We start from the raw sequence: 19,728 nt of genomic DNA, 5'->3' as shown, positions 1-19,728 counted from the left end.
GCAACTTGAAGTATGACGGATATAAATTCATGTACGTTTTCAGTCGAGCTAATTACAGGAGTAATAGCGATGAAAAGTTGCTTTGATGGATGGTCACCACAAGTCATTGATAGTGAAGATAAGGCGGCGGTCATTGCGCATCTCGAAAAATATCGGTTTGCCATCGTTACCAGCGAATGGGAATACAACGATACTGACTTCCAAAAAATATCGGCGCTTTATTCGCTGGGGGAGATTTATCAGTCAGCCTTTAACCGTCAGGAACACAAAGAGGGGGTATCCACATCCGGGGTGAATCAGATTGGCGGGCTCTCACATGGCACGCATGTCGTTTTCAATAGCACTTCACACCTTTCTCTTCATACCGATGGTTCTTATATCCCAATCGGGAGCATAAAAACGTCGATTCTGCTTTGTAAGCAGCATGCCAGCCAGGGCGGCGGAACCGTTCTGTTCGATAGCGTCTCCGCCTTTCAACAACTCCGGGCCGAACACCCAGACTTAGCGAATATTCTGCTTGAAGAACAGATTTTCCGACGCCGCTCAACCGGGACACAGTCTGGGAAACAGTACGCTCATATTGGCCCGGTGTTTCGTCCCGATCGTGACGGCGGGTTTATTGGCGGGTTTACGCTGGATGTGACCGCCGACTGGGAGTATTCACGCAATATCAATCCGCGCGTTGTCGAAGCCGTCGAATACATGTCACAACTGGCCGCGGAAGGCAGCCGCTATCATCTGACATTCCCTCTGTATCGCGGGCAAGCCTTGATCATGCGTAACGATAAAATCTCTCACGGACGCCACGCCTATACGGACGATCCCGCCAGCCCAAGAACGCTGCTGCGAGGCATGTTCACCCGCGCCCCCACCCTGATCGCATAATCTAAGGAGAGAGAATGACCGATCAATCAATGACGGAATCCGCGTTAGCGGCACGTTGGGATGGCTGGCTGACGTGCCCGCAAGAGCACCTTCACGCCCGGATGCGAGATGAGTTAACCGAGGTGCCGCTAGGTGAGAAAACACTGGCGGCGATGCTGGCATTCGTTCATGAATACCGGCTCAACGGCGTAAACTGGCGTGCTCAGGGCATACGCGGAGACGAGATTCAGGCGTCGCTACAGGATCTTCAACACGACGCGCCCCCCTACTTTGCGCTGTTTTGCGAGAAAATCGCCCTTGCTGAAAAATACAAATGGGTCGGCGGCAGCGTGGATGCGGACATTCTGGCCGCACAAACCCGCTATCAGAAATTTGCCATCGTCTCCACGCCCAGAGCGGGCACCCACCTGCTTCGCACGCTGTTAGGTTCCCACCCGAATATTGAAATGCACGGTGAAGCCTTCAACCGCTTTGGTCAACATTTGCTGCCCTATTCCGTTAAAGACACCACGATGGAGACAATCCTGCATCGTCACCTGTTCAGACCCTATTTTGAATACGTCGAAGCGGTCGGTTTCGTGCTGTTTCGGGATCTTGATAGCCAGTGGGGCGATGCATCCATCTGGCCCGCCTTACAGGCGATCCCCGATCTGAAACTGATCCTGTTGGAAAGAAGAAGCCGGCTACAGCAATTTGTGTCGTTGAAGAAAAGCCTGCGCGATCGCATCTGGTACGTCGGCAAGCAGGATAACCGCCCGATTTCGCACGAAAAAATGACGGTGCCGGTCGATGAGCTAACGGCATTCATTGATAACAATCTGGAGAATCAGACCGCGTTTTATCAGGCTTTTCAGCACCATGACATCCTCACCCTTGACTACGAAGAGGTCATGTCAGCACCCGATGTCGTTGCCAGCACGGTGCTGTCCTTTCTGGGGATTTCCGACTTCAGGCTCTGCGCTGGCACAGGAAAAAAAGAGACCCGAACGATTGATTCGATCGTGAGTAACGTTGACGACCTTAGAACCACGCTGACAGGGACAAAATATGAATCCTACCTCTAACCCATATTGGCCGCCTTACACCGCTCTCGCGGAGAAAGACGAACGCCCGCTGATTCACCGTGGCGAAGGGGTTTATCTTTATGATGAACGCGGCCAACGCTACTTTGACGGGATGTCCGGCTGTTATAACCACTGTCTGGGGCACTCTCACCCTGAATTCATTGCCGCCCTGCAACAGCAGTTATCCACGCTGATTCATGCCTGCAATATCTATTCAAATACCCAACTCCCCGGTGAACTAGCCGAGAAACTTGCCGCGAAGCTCATCGGTACGGGTCTGAGCAAAACGTTCATCGTCGGGAGCGGCAGCGAAGGTGTTGAAAGTGCACTAAAAATGGCCTGGCAATATCAGGTCAATCGCTCCCGTCCGGCAAGAACAAAAATCGTGGCGATCAACGGTGCGTACCACGGCTGTACGCTCGGCGCGATGATGGCGACAAGACGCCCGTTTATCAACGAGGGCATTTTACCGTCCCTGCTCGCCAGCAATACGATCACCATGCTCCCACCTGAACATCTCAGCGACATCCGCGTCTGGGAAACGCTGCTGGAAGAACAGGAATCGAGCATCGCTGCCGTCATTATTGAACCGATTATGGCAATGGAAGGCACCCGACTGCTGCCTGATGGCTTCCTGCAACAGCTCTCGCGGTTGACAAAAAAGCACGACATTCCACTGATTTGTGACGAAGTCTACTGCGGCGTTGGCCGCGCGGGGGCGTTCTGTGAATCAGTCTCACAAGGCGCACAGCCTGACATTGTCATTTTCAGTAAGTGTCTCGGCGGTGGCGTTCCCATTACCGCCGTGCTTGCGACAGAGGCCATTACCGACAGCTTCAAAGGGCAAACGCCGCCGTTTTTCCGCCACGGCCATACCCAATCCGGTAACCTGCTGGGCTGCCGCGCGGCGCTGTTTGTCATGGATTATCTGGATTCGCATCACCTCTACGATGCGGTCACGGCAAAAGGCAGGACGATCCTCCAGCTCGCCAAACAACACCTCCCGTCAACCGACGGGCTGATCAGTGTGCAAGGCAAAGGGCTGATGCTATCGATGACGTTTTCGTCTCTCGAACAGTGTGGCCGCGCACAGGCGGTGATACGCCAGAATGGCGTCATCATTGGTGCAGCAGGCCCGTACCTAAAACTGGCACCGGCCTTCACCCTTTCAACCGAAGAGACAGAGGAACTGATTCAACGCATCTCTACCGCACTAGGAAGCCTGTAATGGGCGTTAACCGTCACTATCTGTCAGGTGTGATTAACACCCATCAGATGTCATTAACAACAGGGAGTGAAAAGATGTCCGACTATTTTGATCTTGAACGCATCATCCACGGCAAACGACATGAAACCCCTTTCCAGTGGGGAGAATTAACTCAGATATGGCGTAACCATGATATCGCTTCAACGCTTGCTCGCGAGTTCCCGACCGACGGGTTCAACTATCGTGAACGTAACGGCGGTTACTTCTATCGCCGTACCCTTATTCCTTTAGCCTCCGGCAAAGTCAGCGACACCACGACGCTGTCCGACACCTGGCTGGGAATGTGTAACGAGCTGACCTCTGACGCTTTTACTGCCGCCCTGTCCGCCTTCTGCGGAGCCGACCTTTCCGAATTCAAAATGGAAGCGGTAGCCTTTCGCGGCGGCCGGGACACGCACTACCTCCCCCATGTCGACGCATCGCTGAAACGCGGTTTCCGCCTGATTATCTATTTCAACGCCGAATGGGAAGAAAGCTGGGGCGGTGCCTTTCAGATTCTCAACCCTGAGAATCATGCTGACGTCTGCCATTCCGTCCTCCCGATCATGGGCAACGCCAGCGTCATCATCCGCAACGGGTATTATGAAACCTGGCATGCGGTCGTGCCGTTAACTGGCGTCTCCGTCAAAACACGCAATGCGCTGAATATCACCTATTACGAACCCGGTACGACGAGTACGGTGCAGTGAAGAAGCTCATTTTTCTCTACGGGCCACCGGCGGTGGGAAAACTCACGATCGGTCGCCTGCTGGCGGAGAAAACGGGGGCAACGCTATTTCATAACCATTTGACGTATGACTTAGCGATAGCGGTGCTCCCGCCTGACAGTGCATTTAGCACGCTCAGGCGCTTCGCCTGTGAACTAAGGCTCTATGCCATCTCGCTGCTTTTTGCAGAGGATGAGCGCGACCTGATCACGACCTTCTGCTATGAGGGAGTCAAAGATGACGGGTACATTGAGGCGATAAAAACACGGTGCGCAGAACAGGGCGTTACGCCATTTTTTGTTCAACTCTGTAGCGACGAAGCACACCTGTTAAATCGGGTGGGAAACGCGGAACGACGCCAGTTCGGTAAAGTAAATTCGCAAGATAAGCTCAAAGCAATTCTGAGGAATTACGACTACGCCGACACAATCGATGCCGCCCATCATCGTTCACTGCACACCTCTGCGCTAGCACCTCATGAAGCCGCAGAACAGCTACTCGACTGGTTTTCTTCATATTGATGCAATAAAAAGCCCGTTGCCCCTGCTCAGGGGCAACGGATATCACACTAGTCTCGAATCTTGCGGTACACCCACAGCACGACAAGCGCGCCGACAACCGCCACCACAAAGCTGCCGAAGTTAAAGCCATCGACCCGGCCGAATCCAAAGAAAACGCTGATATAACCACCCACGACCGCACCGACAATCCCGAGCAACACCGTCAGGATAAAACCGCCGCCGTCTTTACCGGGCATAATCCACTTAGCCAGAATCCCCGCAATCAAGCCAAAAATAATCCAGGACAGAATACCCATACCTACTCCTCGCGTTTTCGTTTCACCACACCCGATATTGCTACTCGTTGGCAAATCGGGCAGTGAAGCAAGTATAGGTGAGGATTGGGGAAGCTGTGGGTGGGGTGTGGGAAAAGTGATTATATCCTCACCACCACTATTCAGATGAACATCTATGCATCGCTACAAATAACAGTCACGGTAAATTCACTCAAGGACACGATGAATAAAAGTGACTAATAGTAAGACAGAACAATGGAATTCGCGTAAAATTACCATGCAGTCAGAAAAGACAATCATTAAAATCATATCTTTGGTGGAAAAACATGAAAGAAGTATTATCAGAGTTAAAAAAAGAATTAGAAAATATCATTTCAAAAATTAATGAAACCATACCAAGCAATGTGCCTTTAAATGTATCTCATAATGACTATAGCACGCCAGGAATAACAAAAAACGAACTCATCAGCAAAGCAAGAGAAATAATTTTATTGATTGAAAATGCTGATGCTGGTTTTTTTGAAAATAACCATGAGACACTTGAAAACCACAAGACAGGCTTGAAATTTTTAATGGAAAATACAATACCCAACATGTGGGGAAATGCAAACAAATCCGTACCTTCTTACTTAATAACTCTTGATGCTTTAGAAAAAGAAATTAGAAAATCACTACATAGAAATCATAATGCAGATTTACAAAAATCGGTTAGACAACTTAGAGCCCTAGAGGCGAGACTAAAAGAAGTAGAACCGAAAACAGCTTCAATATCATCTATGGTTGAACGTATTGAACATGCATTTAATACTGCAGAACAATTACCTGCAGACATGGAGTTATTAAATGAAGCGAGAGAAAAAATAAGAGAAATAATAGAAAAATCAAATAGCAATGCAGAACGAGTTGCTAGTGTAAAAGAAGACAGCGGTATAATTCTTTCCGAATTAAAGGCAATGGAAGAAAGTGCTAAAGAAATTCTTCAGAAATGTGAGACAGCCTATGCTGCATCAACCAGCGTGGGGCTTGCTGCTGCTTTTAGCGAGCGCTCTAATGCACTTAATAAATCGATGTGGTTCTGGATTATAGGACTGATTGCAGCTCTTATTACGGCCGCCATATTTGGGTCATATAATGTCCGGAGTTTACTTGTAGCCTCAGGCCAAGTCCAACCATCTGCGTCGGTGATAACAACAAGATTATTTTTATCAGCACTATCTATATGTGGGCCAGTCTGGTTTGCATGGCTAGCTACAAAACAAATTGGTCAACGATTTCGACTTTCCGAAGATTACGCGTTTAAAGCATCAATTTCTCGCGCCTATGAAGGATTCAGGAATGAAGCCTCACGTATTGACAAAAATCTAGAATCTAAACTTCTTGCATCTGCACTTTCAAGACTGGACGAACTCCCTTTACGTTTAGTTGAAACAGAGACACACGGTAGCCCATACCATGAATTGCTGACTTCTGATGCCATTAAGAAAGCATTAAAAGTGGTTCCTGGATTCTCTGACCGTATAAAATCAATTGCAGAACAATCAATTAACGCAGCAAACGATGCAAGTAAAACAGTAATAGGTGCTGTAAACAAAGTTTCTTCTCCCGATAAATCCGACTAGGAATTACGATGGAATATCTGGCTGGGGTTATAATTTCCCCTTTGCCAGAACAGATACTTTTCACCAACAGAATTAATGAGGTTGTGGCGGTAACTGTCAACGCCACTGACAGTTACCGCTAAACATCAATCTAACATTAAACGCCGCCCTTTACTTAATCCTTCGCATACAAATACACCGACGCCCGTGATACGCCAAGGTGCTGGGCGATGGTCTCCATCGATTTTTTGACTTCCAGCAGGCCGCTGTCTTTCAGTTCCTGAAGCAGGATTTTTCTGTCCTGCGCTTTTAGCGCTCGTGGCGTGGTGGCAAGTCGGGCGGCGAAGTGATCGATGTGTTGTCTGATCGCCGCAGCGCCGTTTGGTTCTAAATGTTCTGTCACTGAGTCCGACGCGAGCTGGGTGAACTGCGCCAGCGCATTTTGCATACCGCGAAAGAGCGTCATGTCGACGTTCAGGCACAATGCCGCGACGTAGTCACCTTCCGCATTTTTGATACCGACCGAGGTGCTTTTTACCGGACGTCCGTCCGCAAACTGGTTGGCGTAGTTCGCCAAAATGTTAGGAAATTCAGGCGAGGCGATGCGGGCAAGACCCAGCTCCGTCGCAGGAGCCCCTACCTCCCTGCCGGAGAGGTTATTGTGAATGGAAAGTATCGCGTGTTCCGGGTTCTTCAGATCGTGCACGACCACTTCGCAAAATGGCGCAAACGTCTCGCTCAGCCCTTTGGCTATCGCCTCTAACTGCGTCAGCAACAGACCTTCTCCAGATGCCGCCATATTCCTCTCCCCTACCAATATTTGCGCCAGCGCGTTTTCTGGCGCTGAGTGTACTGTAAGTACACCCGATTTAGTACCGCACCTTATCCCTACTCATTCTGCCCTTTTTCAGCAGCACACGATGAGTCTCACAGCAGCGAGAAGCTAAACATAAATCAAATTAGACAATTTATCTAATTTTATATATTTTGTTTATCAGGCATTCGACAGTATCGGAACCAACGACTCCGGTATTCATAATCACTAACATCGGATTATCCAACTATGAGCGACTTACGCCTCCCCACTTACGACGATGTGGTAGCCGCAGCGGAACGTATTGCTGGCTATGCCAATAAAACACCGGTGATGACATCACGCACGGTCAATGACGTATTCAGCGCAGAGGTTTTCTTCAAGTGTGAAAACTTCCAGCGTACAGGCGCATTTAAGTTTCGTGGCGCCATGAACGCGCTGTTGCAGTTCTCCGACGAGCAGAAAGCCGCTGGCGTCGTCACGTTTTCTTCCGGTAACCATGCACAGGCCATTGCCCTTTCCGCCAAATTACTTGGTATTCCGGCAACAATTGTCATGCCGCACGATGCCCCCGCGATAAAGATCGCCGCAACACGGGGCTACGGTGGCAACGTGGTGCAATACAATCGGTACACTGAAGATCGTGAGCAGATCGGTAACGATCTGGCGAAAAAGCATGGCCTGACGCTCATTCCCCCTTTCGACCATCCGCATGTTATTGCCGGGCAAGGAACGGTGGTGAAAGAGCTATTGGAAGAGACAGGCGAATTGGATGCCTTGTTCGTCTGCGTAGGTGGTGGGGGTCTGCTGGCGGGATCCGCACTTTCCTCCCGTCATCTGTCTCCACATTGCAAAATTTATGGCGTCGAACCCCTCGCAGGCAACGATGGGCAGCAATCGCTTCGCAGTGGCCATATCGTGCATATCGACACACCGCAAACCATTGCCGATGGCGCACAAATACAGCAACTCGGCCGCTACCCCTTCGCCCTCATTCGCCAGAACGTCGACGATATTCTGACCGTGACGGATGAAGACCTGATTGACGCAATGCGGTTTTACGCAGAACGCATGAAGATTGTCGTGGAGCCAACGGGTTGCCTCAGCTTTGCGGCAGCACACAATCTCAGAGAATCGCTACGCGGTAAACGCATCGGCATCATTATCAGCGGCGGGAACGTCGATATCAGCCGCTACGGCGCTTTTCTGACCGGCAATGCCTGAGGAAAAACGATGATTTTTATTTCTGAAGCGGAATCGGCATCGCTCATCAGCCATGAACTGGCCTATGATGCCGTTCGCGAGGCGCTGCTCGCCGCCAGCGAACCGGAAGCACGGAGTTTCCCAGTGGTACACGGCCAAGGCTCCGATCCAGGTAACACTTTCAGCATCAAAGCGTCCGCCACAAGTGAACTCGCGGGGCTAAAAGTCGGTTCGTTCTGGCCGGGAAACCCTGCTAACGGACTGCCCCGTCATAATTCCCTGATTCTGCTGTTCGATCAGCAAATCGGGAAAATCGCTGTCGCGATTGAAGCCGGAAAGGTAAACGCCTTTCGTACCGCCGCCGCCAACGCCGTTGCCACCGATTTGCTGGCAAGACCTGATGCCGCAGTTCTGGCCGTGTTCGGCACCGGCAATCAGGCGCGTTATGAGTGCGCCGCGCTGGCAAGAATTCGCCCGATTCGTACCGTGCTGATTGTCGGGCGCGATAGCCGCAAATCCGCAGAGATGGCACAAGAACTCAAGGCCGCGGGGCTGGATGCGCAAATCAGCGATGCGGAAAGCGCGTGCCGCGCAGCGGATATCATCGTGACGGCAACGCCATCCCGCGCGCCGCTGTTTAATGCTGACTGGGTTAAAGCCGGAACGCATGTCGTCAGTATGGGATCGGACGCCGTCGGCAAGCAGGAACTGCCGCCAGAACTGTTTACCGCAGGCCGCCTGTTTTGCGATCTGCCTTCCCAGTCCCGCATGATCGGTGACTTCCAACACGCGCCAGCCCATGTGACCCTGACGGCCATCGGCGATGTAATCAGCGCAGGTGCAACGGGACGACAGACGCCGTACGACATCACCGTGTTTGACAGTTCCGGCTTGTCCATTCAGGACTTATATATCGGCCAGCGCATTCTTGCCGCCTGGCAGCAGGCTCAACGAGACGAAGGTGCACCATGAACAATATTGAATGGCTTAACGCGCTGGAAACGCCCTTTTTACTGATTGATGAGTTCCGCTTTCAACGCAATATCGACAGGCTTTATCAGCGAACGGAAGCGTTGGGCAGCCGGGTTCGGCCGCATCTCAAAACGCTACGCTCGATTGAAGCCGGTCGTTATCTGCTCAAAGATACCAATTCACCCGCGACGGTTTCGACGCTGGCAGAAGCAGAAACCTTTGCCGCCGCAGGTTATACCAACCTGCTCTACGCCGTGGGGATCGCCCCGCACAAGCTGCCGCGCATCGCCAACTTAATCCGTAACGGCGTGAATATTCATATTCTGCTGGATAGCGCGGAACAGGCGCAGGTAGTGATCGATTTTGCTCGTGTCAACAGCGTAACGTTTTCGGTTTTTATTGAGATCGACTGCGACGGGCATCGCGGCGGCATCCCGCCGGAAAGCGACGCGTTACTTGCGCTGGCACAACAGATCGACGGCAACGGTGCAACGCTCACCGGCCTGCTGGCGCATGCAGGAGAATCGTACGCCTGCCGTACAGACGAGGCGATCCGGGCGGCTGCACGTGCCGAGTGCAAAGCTATCAACACCGCCGGACAGCGAGTGCGCGCGCTGGGAATTGCCTGCCCTGTGCTCAGCGTCGGTGCCACACCAACGGCGCACTTTGCCGAAGATTTAACCGGCATTACCGAAGTCAGAGCGGGCGTGTTCACCACGTTCGATCTGGTGATGAAAAATGTCGGGGTTTGCACATTGGATGACATCGCGCTGTCGGTTGTCAGCACCGTCATTGGGCACAACCGCGAGAAAGGCTGGGTGTTTATCGATGCAGGCTGGATGGCACTCTCCCGCGATCGCGGCACGGCCTCTCAGGCAAAGGATTACGGCTACGGGCTAGTTTGCGACCTGTACGGCAGCCCTTACCACGACCTCTGCGTGACGATCACCAATCAGGAACACGGCATTATCACGCTACCTGTCGACAATGGACTTACGGTCGATCATTTCCCCGTCGGCACGCGGTTGCGGGTATTGCCTAACCACGCCTGTGCGACGGCTGCGATGCATCAACACTATCAGGTGCTGAAAGCGCACAGGAATGAGCAGGAAACCTGGCAGCGCATTACCGGATGGTGATGACGCTTACATGCGATCAATCATCCCGCCCGATTTGAATGCATCGGGCGGTGATGTCGCATTACTCACGTTTATCTCTGCGCGCCGTCAACGCGTTCAGTTCAATCGCTCGTCCCTAACGTCGGCTCGCAGTTCACCGGAAAATTCACCGAATGGGCGATGTAGCAGGCGTCATGTGCTAGTTCATGCAACTGGGCATATTGTTCAGCGGTAGGCTGCTTTTCGCCGCTGAATGTCACCTGCGGACGCAGCGTGACGTCCAGCATCGCCGTTTTTCCTGCCGCATTCACGCCCATCGTGCCCACCGCGTTATCCCGATAGTCATCGACACAGAAGCGCTTTTTGGCCGCAATGGAAAGAAACCACAGCATATGGCAGCTGGACAACGAGGCCACCAGCGCCTCTTCAGGATCGACTGCGTCTTCCAGCGAAAAAGGCAGCGGGACGACATGCGGTGACGACGAGGCACGCAGCGTAATACCGCCATCAAACCGCCACTGATGCAGTCGGCTGTAGCGGTTATCAATAAAATCTTGCCCATCGCGCTGCCAGCAGATTAAAGCACGGTATTCAGACATGGCTCAGTTCCCTTTATTATGATTTTCCAGCCCTCGCAGTAGCGCCGCGAGGTTAGCATCAAGCGCAGCCAGGACATCGGCAGGCAGTACCGAGAGCACCTGACGCTCGTTCTCAATGTGCGCTTCAACAGCACGGTTAATCAGTTCAAGCCCCGAACCAGTGAGTTGCACAAGCGTACTGCGCGCATCCTGTTCGTTCTGCACGCGTTCGATAAATCCACGAGTTTCAAGACGCTTCAGGCGGTGAGTCATGGTACCCGACGTCACCATCAGCGTGGAGAACAAATCGGTCGGGCTCAGGCAATGCGGCGCGCCCGCACGCCGCAGCGTCGCCAGCATATCAAATTCCCAACTGCTCAGATCGAATCGGGAAAAACAGGATTCCAGACGCTGATCCATGAGCACGGCGCAGCGCCGGAGACGTCCAATCGGTCCCATCGGGCTGGCATCCAGGTCAGGCCGTTCGCGCCGCCACTGTTCAAGAATGGCATCAACCGCATCGTATTCGCGCTCGCGAGTTTGATTTTTCATTTATCTTGACTTCAAGGTAATTAATCAACACTATCATAATATCTTGAATTGAAGGTAAAGTCATGAACACTACATCCTCACCACACTATTGGCGTGACGTCCTACTCACGGCGCTGGCCCCCGCGATTTGGGGGTCGACCTACATCGTGACATCCGAACTCCTGCCGCCAGATCGCCCTTTCACGGCGGCGCTTATCCGCGTGCTGCCTGCGGGTCTGTTACTGCTTTTATTCACCCGCCGCTTTCCTGCCCGGCAAGACTGGTGGCGCGTCGTCGTGCTCAGTGCCTTAAACATCGGTGTTTTTCAGGCACTGCTGTTCGTCGCGGCTTATCGTTTACCCGGCGGATTAGCAGCGGTACTGGGCGCGATCCAACCGCTGCTGGTCATGGTGCTGGTCTGGGCAGTGGATCACCGCGCCCCCAGACTGGCTACGCTGGGATCGGCAATCATCGGCGTGGCCGGTATGGCTATTCTGCTGCTGTCGCCGCAGACGACATTTGAACCTGTAGGCATCGCCGCCGCGCTGCTGGGTGCGGTGTGTATGGCGACTGGCGTCTGGCTGACACGCCGCTGGCGACTCGATCTGCCCGTGCTGCCGCTTACCGGTTGGCAACTCTTCATCGGCGGATTGATGCTGGCACCCGTCGCATGGCAGATCGATGCGCCACTGCCCGTTTTGACTCTGTCGCAATGGGCCGCCTATTCCTATCTCTGTCTCGCAGGTGCCGTACTCGCTTATGGGCTCTGGTTCCGTGGCGTATCCCGTCTGCCGACGGTTGCCGTTGCCTCATTAGGGCTACTGAGCCCGCTGACCGCCGTGGTGCTAGGCTGGGCGTTGCTTTCACAGTCGATGACCGGGACGGCATTTCTGGGTTTGGCCATCGTATTAGCCAGCGTCTTCGCCGTGCAATGGACGACGGCGCGAGGTAAATAATCGACTGAGCTGCCGATGACGATCGTTGTTGGCGGGGAAAGATGAAAAGGAAGACGTTAAAATGGCGGCGTTATCATAACGCCGCCATTTTTATCATACTAGCGACGGTTACGTACTAACTGGTAGCGACGCGTCAGGTACTCGACCGGAGCGCTCCAGATGTGAACCAGACGGCAGAACGGGAACAGAACAAACAGCGTCAGCCCCAGCACGATGTGCAGCTTGAAGATCAGCGCGACACCCGCCAAATGCTCAGACGCCCCGCCCTGGAAGAACGCCACGCTTTGCGCCCAACCGACCAGCTTCAGCATTTCACTGCCGTCCATATGCTGTGCAGAGAACGGAATGGTCAGCAGCCCTAAACCTGCCTGAATCACCAGCAGAGACAGAATGAGAATGTCGCCAACGCTGGACGTAGCACGAATGCGCGGGTTGGTCAGACGGCGCTTTAACAACAGCACGCCACCGACAAACGTCAGCAGACCTGCCGCACCACCGCCGAACATCGCCATTTTCTGTTTTACATCCATTGGCAGGAAGGCTTCGTACATCCAGTGCGGCGTCAGCATACCGAGGAAGTGCCCGGCAAATACGCCCAGAATCCCCAGATGGAACAGGTTAGACGCCAGACGCATCCCTTTCTTATCCAGCATTTGGCTCGAACCGGCACGCCAGCTGTACTGACCGTAGTCATAACGCAGCCAACTGCCAATCAGGAAAATAGCCATCGCCAGGTAAGGATAGATGTCAAAAAAGAATATATTGAAATAGTTCGTGAAAGCACTCATTAACGTTGCCCCCCCGCCGATGTAGCGTCAAGATTCAGATATTGCGGCACCACCGCGCCAGCGAAGCGGCGTTGGTGTTGCGTTTGTTGGGCCGATGCGCAGCCTTCTTCACCGAGGAATTTAACCTGTTCCTCTTCCCACACGGCATCCAGCGCCTGCGGCGTATCGTCGCGTGCTTCGTCAGCGACCTGATGTGTGACATCGTCACTTTTCAGGTCACTGCCGGACAGCGCCAACAGCAGATCGAACAACACGGCATAGCTGCTGTCACGCTGTTGCAAACGCGCACCAATCAACGCCAGAATCGGCGCGATGTCGAGTAAACCCGCGCGCCCTTGCGCGGGTTCCAGACGAGAAAGGTACTCAAGATACAGCGGCAGGTAATCCGGCAGCTCACGGCAATCCAGAGCCAGACCGGCATCCTGATATTGCTGCATGAGATCGACCATCGCCTGACCACGGTCACGAGACTCACCGTGAACGTGTTCAAACAGCAGCAGCGAGGTCGCCCGGCCGCGGTCAAACAGGCCGCTATATTCTGCCTGTTTGTCCAACAAATCCTGCGCGCACAGCGTATTGATGAACTGCATGAGCTGATGACTCTCGCGCAGCGGCAAAGCGTCGGTCTGCTCTACCGCTTCGATCAACTCAGCCCGGTTTTCCCACAGCTCGCTATCGGGATAGTCCAGCAGGCGGGCAATAATCCGCAGGCTAATCATGGTTCGTCTCCCGCATGATTTTGCTGTTCATGTCGCGCGTTTTGTTGCTGACATCAATGGCATCAATGCGCTTGCTGTTGAACAGGTTGAATTTGGTATCGCTGCCGTGGCAACCATCGCCAAAGCTGAAACCGCAGCCTTTGCTTTCTGGGAACGCTTCACGCGCCAGTTCACGATGGCTTGATGGAATCACGAAACGATCTTCGTAGTTCGCAATCGCCAGATAGCGGTACATTTCCTGCGCCTGCGCTTCGGTCAGCCCAACCTGTTCCAGCGCGCTGGTATCGATTTTTCCTTCTACGGTTTCTGCACGTTTGTAGTGACGCATCGCCAGCATACGTTTCAGCGCCAGCAATACAGGCTCGGTATCCCCTGCGGTCAACAGGTTCGCCAGATATTGCACTGGAATACGCAGACTTTCGACGTCCGGCAGTACGCCGGTGTGTGCCAATTGACCTGCATCCGCAGCAGACTGAATCGGTGACAACGGCGGCACGTACCAGACCATCGGCAGCGTGCGGTATTCTGGGTGCAGCGGCAGCGCCAGCTTCCAGTCCATCGCCATTTTGTATACCGGCGACTGCTGCGCCGCTTCAATGACGCTGTTTGGAATGCCGTCTTTCAGCGCTTGTTCAATGACTTTCGGGTCGTGCGGATCAAGGAACACGTCCAGTTGGCTCTGGTACAGATCTTTCTCGTTTTCCACCGACGCCGCTTGCTCGATGCGGTCAGCATCATAGAGCAGCACGCCCAGATAGCGGATACGTCCGACGCAAGTTTCTGAGCAGAGCGTCGGTTGACCACTTTCGATACGCGGGTAGCAGAAAATACATTTTTCTGATTTGCCGCTCTTCCAGTTGAAGTAGATTTTCTTGTACGGGCAACCGGTCAGGCACATACGCCAGCCGCGGCATTTGTCCTGATCGATCAGGACGATACCGTCTTCGCCACGTTTGTAGATCGCGCCGCTCGGACAGGTCGCCACACACGCCGGGTTCAGGCAGTGTTCGCACAGACGCGGCAAATACATCATGAACGTGTTTTCGAACTGGCCGTACATCTCTTTCTGCATATGCTCAAAGTTCTTATCTTTGGAGCGCACGCTGAATTCACCACCCAGATCGTCTTCCCAGTTCGGGCCGTTCTCGATTTTCTTCATCCGCTGGCCGGTAATCAGCGAGCGCGGACGGGCGACAGGCTGATGTTTGCCTTCCGGCGCTTTACGCAGGTTCTGATAGTCGTAGTCGAACGGCTCGTAGTAGTCGTCGATTTCCGGCACATCCGGGTTAGCGAAGATTTTGGACAACACGCTGATGCGGTTACCCATACGCGGTTCGAGCTTGCCGCTGATTTTACGGATCCAGCCGCCCTTCCATTTTTCCTGATCTTCCCAGGCATGGGGATAACCCACGCCCGGTTTGGTTTCGACATTGTTAAACCAGGCGTATTCCATCCCTTCACGGCTGGTCCAGACGTTTTTACAGCTAACGGAGCAGGTGTGACAGCCGATGCATTTGTCCAGATTCAGCACCATGCCCACTTGTGAACGAATTTTCATCAGGCTTTCTCCTGCTGTACCGCTTTTTGTACATAGTCCTGACCTTCATCATCCAGCCAGTCGATGCGTTTCATTTTACGAACTACGACGAACTCATCGCGGTTTGACCCAACGGTGCCGTAGTAGTTAAAGCCATAAGCCAGTTGGGCATAGCCGCCGATCATATGGGTCGGTTTCGGCGTGATACGGGTTACCGAGTTGTGAATACCGCCGCGCTGCTGGGTAATTTCCGATCCCGGCAGGTTAATAATGCGTTCCTGCGCGTGGTACATCATGGTCATTCCCGCCGGCACACGCTGGCTGACAACCGCACGCGCCGTCAACGCACCGTTGGCGTTAAACGCTTCTACCCAGTCGTTATCCGCAATACCCAAATCGCGGGCATCATCTTCGCTCAGCCAGATAATCGGGCCACCGCGACCCAGCGTCAGCATCAACAGGTTGTCGCTGTACGTGGAGTGAATGCCCCATTTCTGGTGCGGCGTCAGGAAGTTCAGCGGTTTTTCCGGGTTACCGTTAGGCTTCTTATTCATCACCGGCTCCGCCGCACGGGTATCGACCGGCGGACGGTATACCAGCAGGCTTTCACCGAAGGCACGCATCCACTCATGGTCTTGATACAGCTGTTGGCGACCAGACAGCGTACGCCACGGAATCAGCTCATGAACGTTGGTATAACAGGCGTTATAGGAAACGTGTTCATCTTCCAAACCAGACCAGGTCGGGCTGGAGATAATCTTGCGCGGCTGCGCCTGAATATCGCGGAAACGAATTTTTTCGTCTTCTTTATTCAGTGCCAGATGCGTGTGGTCACGACCGGTGAATTTGCTCAGCGCTTCCCACGCTTTCACCGCTACCTGACCGTTGGTTTCCGGGGCCAGAGACAGAATCACTTCTGCCGCATCGATCGCCGTTTCAATCTTCGGACGACCCGCCGCCGCACCCTCAGCCTTGGTGTAGTTCAGCTTTTTCAGGAAATCGACTTCGGTCTGCGTGTTCCAGCCGATGCCTTTACCGCCGTTGCCCAGCTTGTCCATCAACGGGCCGAGCGAGGTGAAACGTTCGTACAGGTTCGGGTAATCGCGCTCCACCATCATCAGGTGTGGTGCAGTTTTGCCCGGAATCAGATCGCATTCGCCTTTTGTCCAGTCATCCACGCCGAACGGCTGCGCCATTTCAGCTGGGGAATCGTGTTGAATAGGCAAGGTAACCAGATCGGTTTCCTGACCAAGGTGTCCCTGACAGACGCGGGAGAAGGCTTTCGCGATGCCTTTGTAGATTTCCCAGTCGCTTTTGGAATCCCACGCCGGATCGACAGCCGCAGACAGCGGGTGAATAAACGGATGCATATCCGAGGTATTCATGTCGTCTTTTTCGTACCAGGTTGCCGTTGGCAGGACGATGTCGGAGTACAGGCAGGTGCTGGACATACGGAAATCAAGCGTCACCACCAGATCCAGTTTGCCTTCAACGCCCTGATCGCGCCATTCCACTTCTTCCGGCTTCACGCTGCCCGCGGTACCCAGATCTTGCCCTTGAATACCGTGCTCCGTACCCAGCAGGTACTTCAGCATGTATTCATGGCCTTTACCGGAGGAGCCCAGCAGGTTAGAACGCCAGATGAACAGGTTGCGTGGGTAGTTTTGCTCACTATCCGGCTGTTCAGCGGCAAATTTGATTTCGCCTGATTTCAACGCGGCAACGGTATAGTCCTGTGGCGTGACACCGGCGGCACGCGCTTTCTCCGCGATATCCAGCGGGTTAACGTTCAGCTGTGGTGCAGACGGCAGCCAGCCCATACGCTCGGCGCGCACGTTGAAGTCAATCATGCTGCCGGTAAAGCGGGATTTATCCGCCAGTGGTGACAGCAGTTCCTGCGGCGCGACGGTTTCATAACGCCACTGGCTGGAATGATTATAGAAGAACGACGTACTGTTCATGTGACGCGGCGGACGCTGCCAGTCCAGACCAAACGCCAGCGGCGTCCAACCGGTTTGCGGACGCAGTTTTTCTTGTCCGACGTAGTGCGCCCAACCGCCACCGCTCTGACCAACACAGCCGCAGAAAATCAGCATGTTGATGATGCCGCGGTAGTTCATGTCCATGTGGTACCAGTGGTTGATACCGGCACCGACGATGACCATCGAACGACCGTGCGTTTTATCGGCGTTATCCGCGAATTCACGCGCAATACGGATGATGTTCTGACGAGAAACGCCCGTAATTTCTTCGGCCCAGGCTGGACTGTACGCTTTCACATCGTCGTAATCACGCGCACAATTGTCGTCGCCCAGACCGCGATCCAAGCCGTAGTTCGCCATCGTCAGGTCATATACGCAGGCAACCAGCGCTTCGCTACCGTCCGCCAGCGTCAGGCGCTTAACGGGCAGTTTGTGCAGCAGGATTTCTTCTAGCGCAACGTTGTTGAAATGTTCGCTGACCGCGCCGCCAAAATACGGGAAGCCGACATCAACGACATCGTCATGCGAGCCCAGCAGGCTCAAGCGTAGCTTCACTTCTTCGCCGCTCACGCCGTCGCGCTGTTCCAGGTTCCATTTGCCCTGATCGCCCCAACGGTAGCCTATCGACCCTTGCGGAGCCGTCAGATTGCCGCTTTCATCGTCAATCGCGATGGTTTTCCACTGCGGGTTGTTGTCCTGGCCGAGGTTGTCCACCAGATCGGAAGCACGCAGCAGTCGACCCGCCGCGTAGTAACCGTCTTCACGTGGCTCCAGCAGCACCAGCATCGGTAAGTCCGTGTATTGACGAACGTACTCGCTGAAATACTGGCTCGGTTTGTCGAGGTGGAATTCTTTCAGAATCACGTGGCCCATTGCCAGCGCCATCGCGCTGTCGGTCCCTTGTTTCGGGTTCAGCCAGTGGTCGCACAGCTTGGCAATTTCAGCGTAATCCGGCGTGACCGCAACGGTTTTGGTGCCTTTGTAGCGAACTTCCGTAAAGAAGTGGGCATCCGGCGTACGGGTTTGCGGAACGTTAGAGCCCCAGGCAATGATGTAAGAGGAGTTATACCAGTCGGCAGACTCCGGTACGTCAGTCTGCTCACCCCAGGTCATGGGTGATGCCGGAGGCAAGTCACAGTACCAGTCGTAGAAGCTCAGGCACACGCCGCCGAGCAGAGAAAGGTAACGGGCACCCGCGGCGTAGGACACCATCGACATCGCAGGAATCGGAGAGAAACCGATCACGCGGTCTGGGCCGAAGGTTTTGGTGGTGTAAACGTTAGAGGCAGCGATCAGTTCGTTGACTTCATTCCAGTCAGAACGAACGAAACCGCCACGGCCACGAATTTGCTTGTAGTATTTGGTCTTCTCGGGGTCGTTGACGATGGATGCCCAGGCATCCACCGGATCGCTATGCGTCAGTTTCGCTTCACGCCACAGTTTCAGCAGGCGCTTACGCATCATCGGGTATTTCAGGCGGTTGGCGCTGTAGAGATACCAGGAGTAGCTGGCACCGCGCGGGCAGCCGCGAGGTTCATGGTTAGGCAGGTCCGGGCGGGTGCGCGGGTAGTCAGTCTGCTGCGTTTCCCACGTCACCAGACCGTTTTTCACATAAATCTTCCAGCTACATGAACCGGTACAGTTTACCCCGTGGGTAGAACGCACGATTTTGTCATGCTGCCAGCGACTGCGATAGCCGTCTTCCCAGTCACGATTGGTATTGAGGGTCTGGCCATGCCCATCGGAAAACGGTTCGGCCAGTTGTTTGAAGTAACGTAACCGGTCAAGGAATTTGCTCATCCGGACTCTCCTGCTGCGAAGCCTGCTGGCCCCTGTCGTTATGAAATGCTCGTAGCAGACATCTGTTTTTGCTTACGACACATCGCTCAAGTTGGCGCTAGCGTATCCAGCAACCACGTCGCCAAACTTGATAACGATCAAGAGTGTCCCCCGGTGAAAAACGGAGTACACCAGCAACTACCACTAAAGAATTATCACAGAAAAATAAATTAACTTATTGATTTATAATGATAAAAATAAAACCATTGATTTTGTGTTTATACTGAATTCATACACACGACTATTTAGAGGTAGTAGTCGGGAAGCGACGAAAAATCGAGCGAACAAGAGAGATTACCTATTAGCTCTCTGCCCTTATTTTTCTGGCGTAAAAAATTATGCTGAGGAGAGAGCGGACTTAGGATGAGCCGCAG

General features: G+C 53.5%; 18 protein-coding genes. 10 read left to right on the top strand and 8 right to left on the bottom strand.

The annotated features are described in order from the left end of the window. Positions 1 to 69 precede the first annotated feature (69 nt). From WCT94_RS20310 to WCT94_RS20290, 5 genes are read left to right on the top strand one after another with little or no spacing between them, the layout of a single operon-like run. Positions 70 to 885: a TauD/TfdA family dioxygenase gene (locus tag WCT94_RS20310; protein ID WP_336871481.1), complete on the top strand. Its 816-nt coding sequence runs from the start codon at positions 70 to 72 to the stop codon at positions 883 to 885. 14 nt (positions 886 to 899) lie between these two features. Next, positions 900 to 1,949 (top strand): sulfotransferase family protein, encoded by a 1,050-nt coding sequence (locus tag WCT94_RS20305; RefSeq protein WP_336871479.1) that lies wholly within the window; start codon positions 900 to 902, stop codon positions 1,947 to 1,949. After that, on the top strand, positions 1,933 to 3,177 hold the full coding sequence (locus WCT94_RS20300; protein WP_336871477.1) for an aminotransferase family protein: 1,245 nt from the start codon (positions 1,933 to 1,935) through the stop codon (positions 3,175 to 3,177). Before WCT94_RS20305 ends, WCT94_RS20300 begins: the two co-directional genes overlap by 17 nt. Continuing rightward, entirely contained in the window at positions 3,177 to 3,905 is a 729-nt protein-coding gene (locus WCT94_RS20295; protein ID WP_336871476.1) for a 2OG-Fe(II) oxygenase, read from the top strand. Before WCT94_RS20300 ends, WCT94_RS20295 begins: the two co-directional genes overlap by 1 nt. Continuing rightward, positions 3,902 to 4,444, top strand: coding sequence for an AAA family ATPase (locus WCT94_RS20290; RefSeq protein ID WP_336871474.1), 543 nt, complete (start codon positions 3,902 to 3,904; stop codon positions 4,442 to 4,444). The genes WCT94_RS20295 and WCT94_RS20290 overlap by 4 nt, the downstream gene beginning before the upstream one ends. A gap of 47 nt (positions 4,445 to 4,491) precedes the next feature. Here WCT94_RS20290 and WCT94_RS20285 read toward each other — a convergent pair whose 3' ends face one another. Further along, a complete protein-coding gene (locus WCT94_RS20285) occupies positions 4,492 to 4,740 on the bottom strand; it encodes a GlsB/YeaQ/YmgE family stress response membrane protein (protein WP_014915585.1) in 249 nt (82 codons plus the stop codon). 305 nt (positions 4,741 to 5,045) lie between these two features. On the opposite strand from WCT94_RS20285, the gene WCT94_RS20280 reads away from it, so the two are divergent. Continuing rightward, positions 5,046 to 6,338: a hypothetical protein gene (locus WCT94_RS20280; RefSeq protein ID WP_336871472.1), complete on the top strand. Its 1,293-nt coding sequence runs from the start codon at positions 5,046 to 5,048 to the stop codon at positions 6,336 to 6,338. A gap of 154 nt (positions 6,339 to 6,492) precedes the next feature. On the opposite strand, the gene WCT94_RS20275 is transcribed toward WCT94_RS20280, so the two are convergent. Continuing rightward, complete coding sequence (locus WCT94_RS20275; protein WP_336871470.1) at positions 6,493 to 7,116, bottom strand: helix-turn-helix transcriptional regulator; 624 nt, start codon at positions 7,114 to 7,116, stop codon at positions 6,493 to 6,495. 264 nt (positions 7,117 to 7,380) lie between these two features. Between WCT94_RS20275 and WCT94_RS20270 the strand changes: the two genes are divergently transcribed. The 3 genes from WCT94_RS20270 to WCT94_RS20260 are packed head-to-tail and all read left to right on the top strand — an operon-like array spanning position 7,381 to position 10,445. Next, positions 7,381 to 8,355: a threo-3-hydroxy-L-aspartate ammonia-lyase gene (locus tag WCT94_RS20270; RefSeq protein WP_336871467.1), complete on the top strand. Its 975-nt coding sequence runs from the start codon at positions 7,381 to 7,383 to the stop codon at positions 8,353 to 8,355. Between the two features lie 9 nt (positions 8,356 to 8,364). Beyond that, on the top strand, positions 8,365 to 9,306 hold the full coding sequence (locus WCT94_RS20265) for an ornithine cyclodeaminase family protein (RefSeq protein WP_336871465.1): 942 nt from the start codon (positions 8,365 to 8,367) through the stop codon (positions 9,304 to 9,306). Further along, on the top strand, positions 9,303 to 10,445 hold the full coding sequence (locus WCT94_RS20260) for a DSD1 family PLP-dependent enzyme (protein ID WP_336871464.1): 1,143 nt from the start codon (positions 9,303 to 9,305) through the stop codon (positions 10,443 to 10,445). The genes WCT94_RS20265 and WCT94_RS20260 overlap by 4 nt, the downstream gene beginning before the upstream one ends. Before the next feature lie 101 nt (positions 10,446 to 10,546). On the opposite strand, the gene WCT94_RS20255 is transcribed toward WCT94_RS20260, so the two are convergent. Both WCT94_RS20255 and WCT94_RS20250 read right to left on the bottom strand, forming a co-directional pair. Further along, positions 10,547 to 11,023 (bottom strand): OsmC family protein, encoded by a 477-nt coding sequence (locus WCT94_RS20255; RefSeq protein ID WP_336871463.1) that lies wholly within the window; start codon positions 11,021 to 11,023, stop codon positions 10,547 to 10,549. A gap of 3 nt (positions 11,024 to 11,026) precedes the next feature. After that, positions 11,027 to 11,554, bottom strand: coding sequence for a MarR family winged helix-turn-helix transcriptional regulator (locus WCT94_RS20250; protein ID WP_336871461.1), 528 nt, complete (start codon positions 11,552 to 11,554; stop codon positions 11,027 to 11,029). 62 nt (positions 11,555 to 11,616) lie between these two features. Here WCT94_RS20250 and WCT94_RS20245 point away from each other — a divergent pair, with 62 nt between their 5' ends. Next, a complete protein-coding gene (locus WCT94_RS20245) occupies positions 11,617 to 12,489 on the top strand; it encodes an EamA family transporter (protein ID WP_336871459.1) in 873 nt (290 codons plus the stop codon). A gap of 98 nt (positions 12,490 to 12,587) precedes the next feature. Here WCT94_RS20245 and narI read toward each other — a convergent pair whose 3' ends face one another. The 4 genes from narI to WCT94_RS20225 are packed head-to-tail and all read right to left on the bottom strand — an operon-like array spanning position 12,588 to position 19,315. Continuing rightward, positions 12,588 to 13,277, bottom strand: a complete 690-nt coding sequence (gene narI / locus WCT94_RS20240) for a respiratory nitrate reductase subunit gamma (RefSeq protein WP_336871457.1) — start codon at positions 13,275 to 13,277, stop codon at positions 12,588 to 12,590. Further along, positions 13,277 to 13,996, bottom strand: a complete 720-nt coding sequence (gene narJ, locus WCT94_RS20235) for a nitrate reductase molybdenum cofactor assembly chaperone (RefSeq protein ID WP_336871456.1) — start codon at positions 13,994 to 13,996, stop codon at positions 13,277 to 13,279. Before narJ ends, narI begins: the two co-directional genes overlap by 1 nt. Further along, on the bottom strand, positions 13,989 to 15,554 hold the full coding sequence (narH, locus tag WCT94_RS20230) for a nitrate reductase subunit beta (protein ID WP_010276902.1): 1,566 nt from the start codon (positions 15,552 to 15,554) through the stop codon (positions 13,989 to 13,991). The genes narJ and narH overlap by 8 nt, the downstream gene beginning before the upstream one ends. After that, entirely contained in the window at positions 15,554 to 19,315 is a 3,762-nt protein-coding gene (locus WCT94_RS20225) for a nitrate reductase subunit alpha (RefSeq protein ID WP_336871455.1), read from the bottom strand. The genes narH and WCT94_RS20225 overlap by 1 nt, the downstream gene beginning before the upstream one ends. Positions 19,316 to 19,728: the final 413 nt, after the last annotated feature.

The organism is Pectobacterium sp. 1950-15 (assembly GCF_037136835.1).
Taxonomy (GTDB): domain Bacteria; phylum Pseudomonadota; class Gammaproteobacteria; order Enterobacterales; family Enterobacteriaceae; genus Pectobacterium.
This window is presented reverse-complemented; position numbering and strand designations above follow the sequence as displayed.

What these genes read in the sequence shown, in the direction of transcription:
- WCT94_RS20225 (WP_336871455.1), bottom strand. Translation starts at nt 19,315, where the DNA reads ATGAGCAAATTCCTTGACCGGTTACGTTACTTCAAACAACTGGCCGAA.
- narH (WP_010276902.1), bottom strand. Translation starts at nt 15,554, where the DNA reads ATGAAAATTCGTTCACAAGTGGGCATGGTGCTGAATCTGGACAAATGC.
- WCT94_RS20250 (WP_336871461.1), bottom strand. Translation starts at nt 11,554, where the DNA reads ATGAAAAATCAAACTCGCGAGCGCGAATACGATGCGGTTGATGCCATT.
- WCT94_RS20285 (WP_014915585.1), bottom strand. Translation starts at nt 4,740, where the DNA reads ATGGGTATTCTGTCCTGGATTATTTTTGGCTTGATTGCGGGGATTCTG.
- WCT94_RS20275 (WP_336871470.1), bottom strand. Translation starts at nt 7,116, where the DNA reads ATGGCGGCATCTGGAGAAGGTCTGTTGCTGACGCAGTTAGAGGCGATA.
- WCT94_RS20295 (WP_336871476.1), top strand. Translation starts at nt 3,177, where the DNA reads ATGGGCGTTAACCGTCACTATCTGTCAGGTGTGATTAACACCCATCAG.
- WCT94_RS20245 (WP_336871459.1), top strand. Translation starts at nt 11,617, where the DNA reads ATGAACACTACATCCTCACCACACTATTGGCGTGACGTCCTACTCACG.
- narJ (WP_336871456.1), bottom strand. Translation starts at nt 13,996, where the DNA reads ATGATTAGCCTGCGGATTATTGCCCGCCTGCTGGACTATCCCGATAGC.
- narI (WP_336871457.1), bottom strand. Translation starts at nt 13,277, where the DNA reads ATGAGTGCTTTCACGAACTATTTCAATATATTCTTTTTTGACATCTAT.
- WCT94_RS20270 (WP_336871467.1), top strand. Translation starts at nt 7,381, where the DNA reads ATGAGCGACTTACGCCTCCCCACTTACGACGATGTGGTAGCCGCAGCG.
- WCT94_RS20255 (WP_336871463.1), bottom strand. Translation starts at nt 11,023, where the DNA reads ATGTCTGAATACCGTGCTTTAATCTGCTGGCAGCGCGATGGGCAAGAT.
- WCT94_RS20265 (WP_336871465.1), top strand. Translation starts at nt 8,365, where the DNA reads ATGATTTTTATTTCTGAAGCGGAATCGGCATCGCTCATCAGCCATGAA.
- WCT94_RS20310 (WP_336871481.1), top strand. Translation starts at nt 70, where the DNA reads ATGAAAAGTTGCTTTGATGGATGGTCACCACAAGTCATTGATAGTGAA.
- WCT94_RS20300 (WP_336871477.1), top strand. Translation starts at nt 1,933, where the DNA reads ATGAATCCTACCTCTAACCCATATTGGCCGCCTTACACCGCTCTCGCG.
- WCT94_RS20305 (WP_336871479.1), top strand. Translation starts at nt 900, where the DNA reads ATGACCGATCAATCAATGACGGAATCCGCGTTAGCGGCACGTTGGGAT.
- WCT94_RS20260 (WP_336871464.1), top strand. Translation starts at nt 9,303, where the DNA reads ATGAACAATATTGAATGGCTTAACGCGCTGGAAACGCCCTTTTTACTG.
- WCT94_RS20280 (WP_336871472.1), top strand. Translation starts at nt 5,046, where the DNA reads ATGAAAGAAGTATTATCAGAGTTAAAAAAAGAATTAGAAAATATCATT.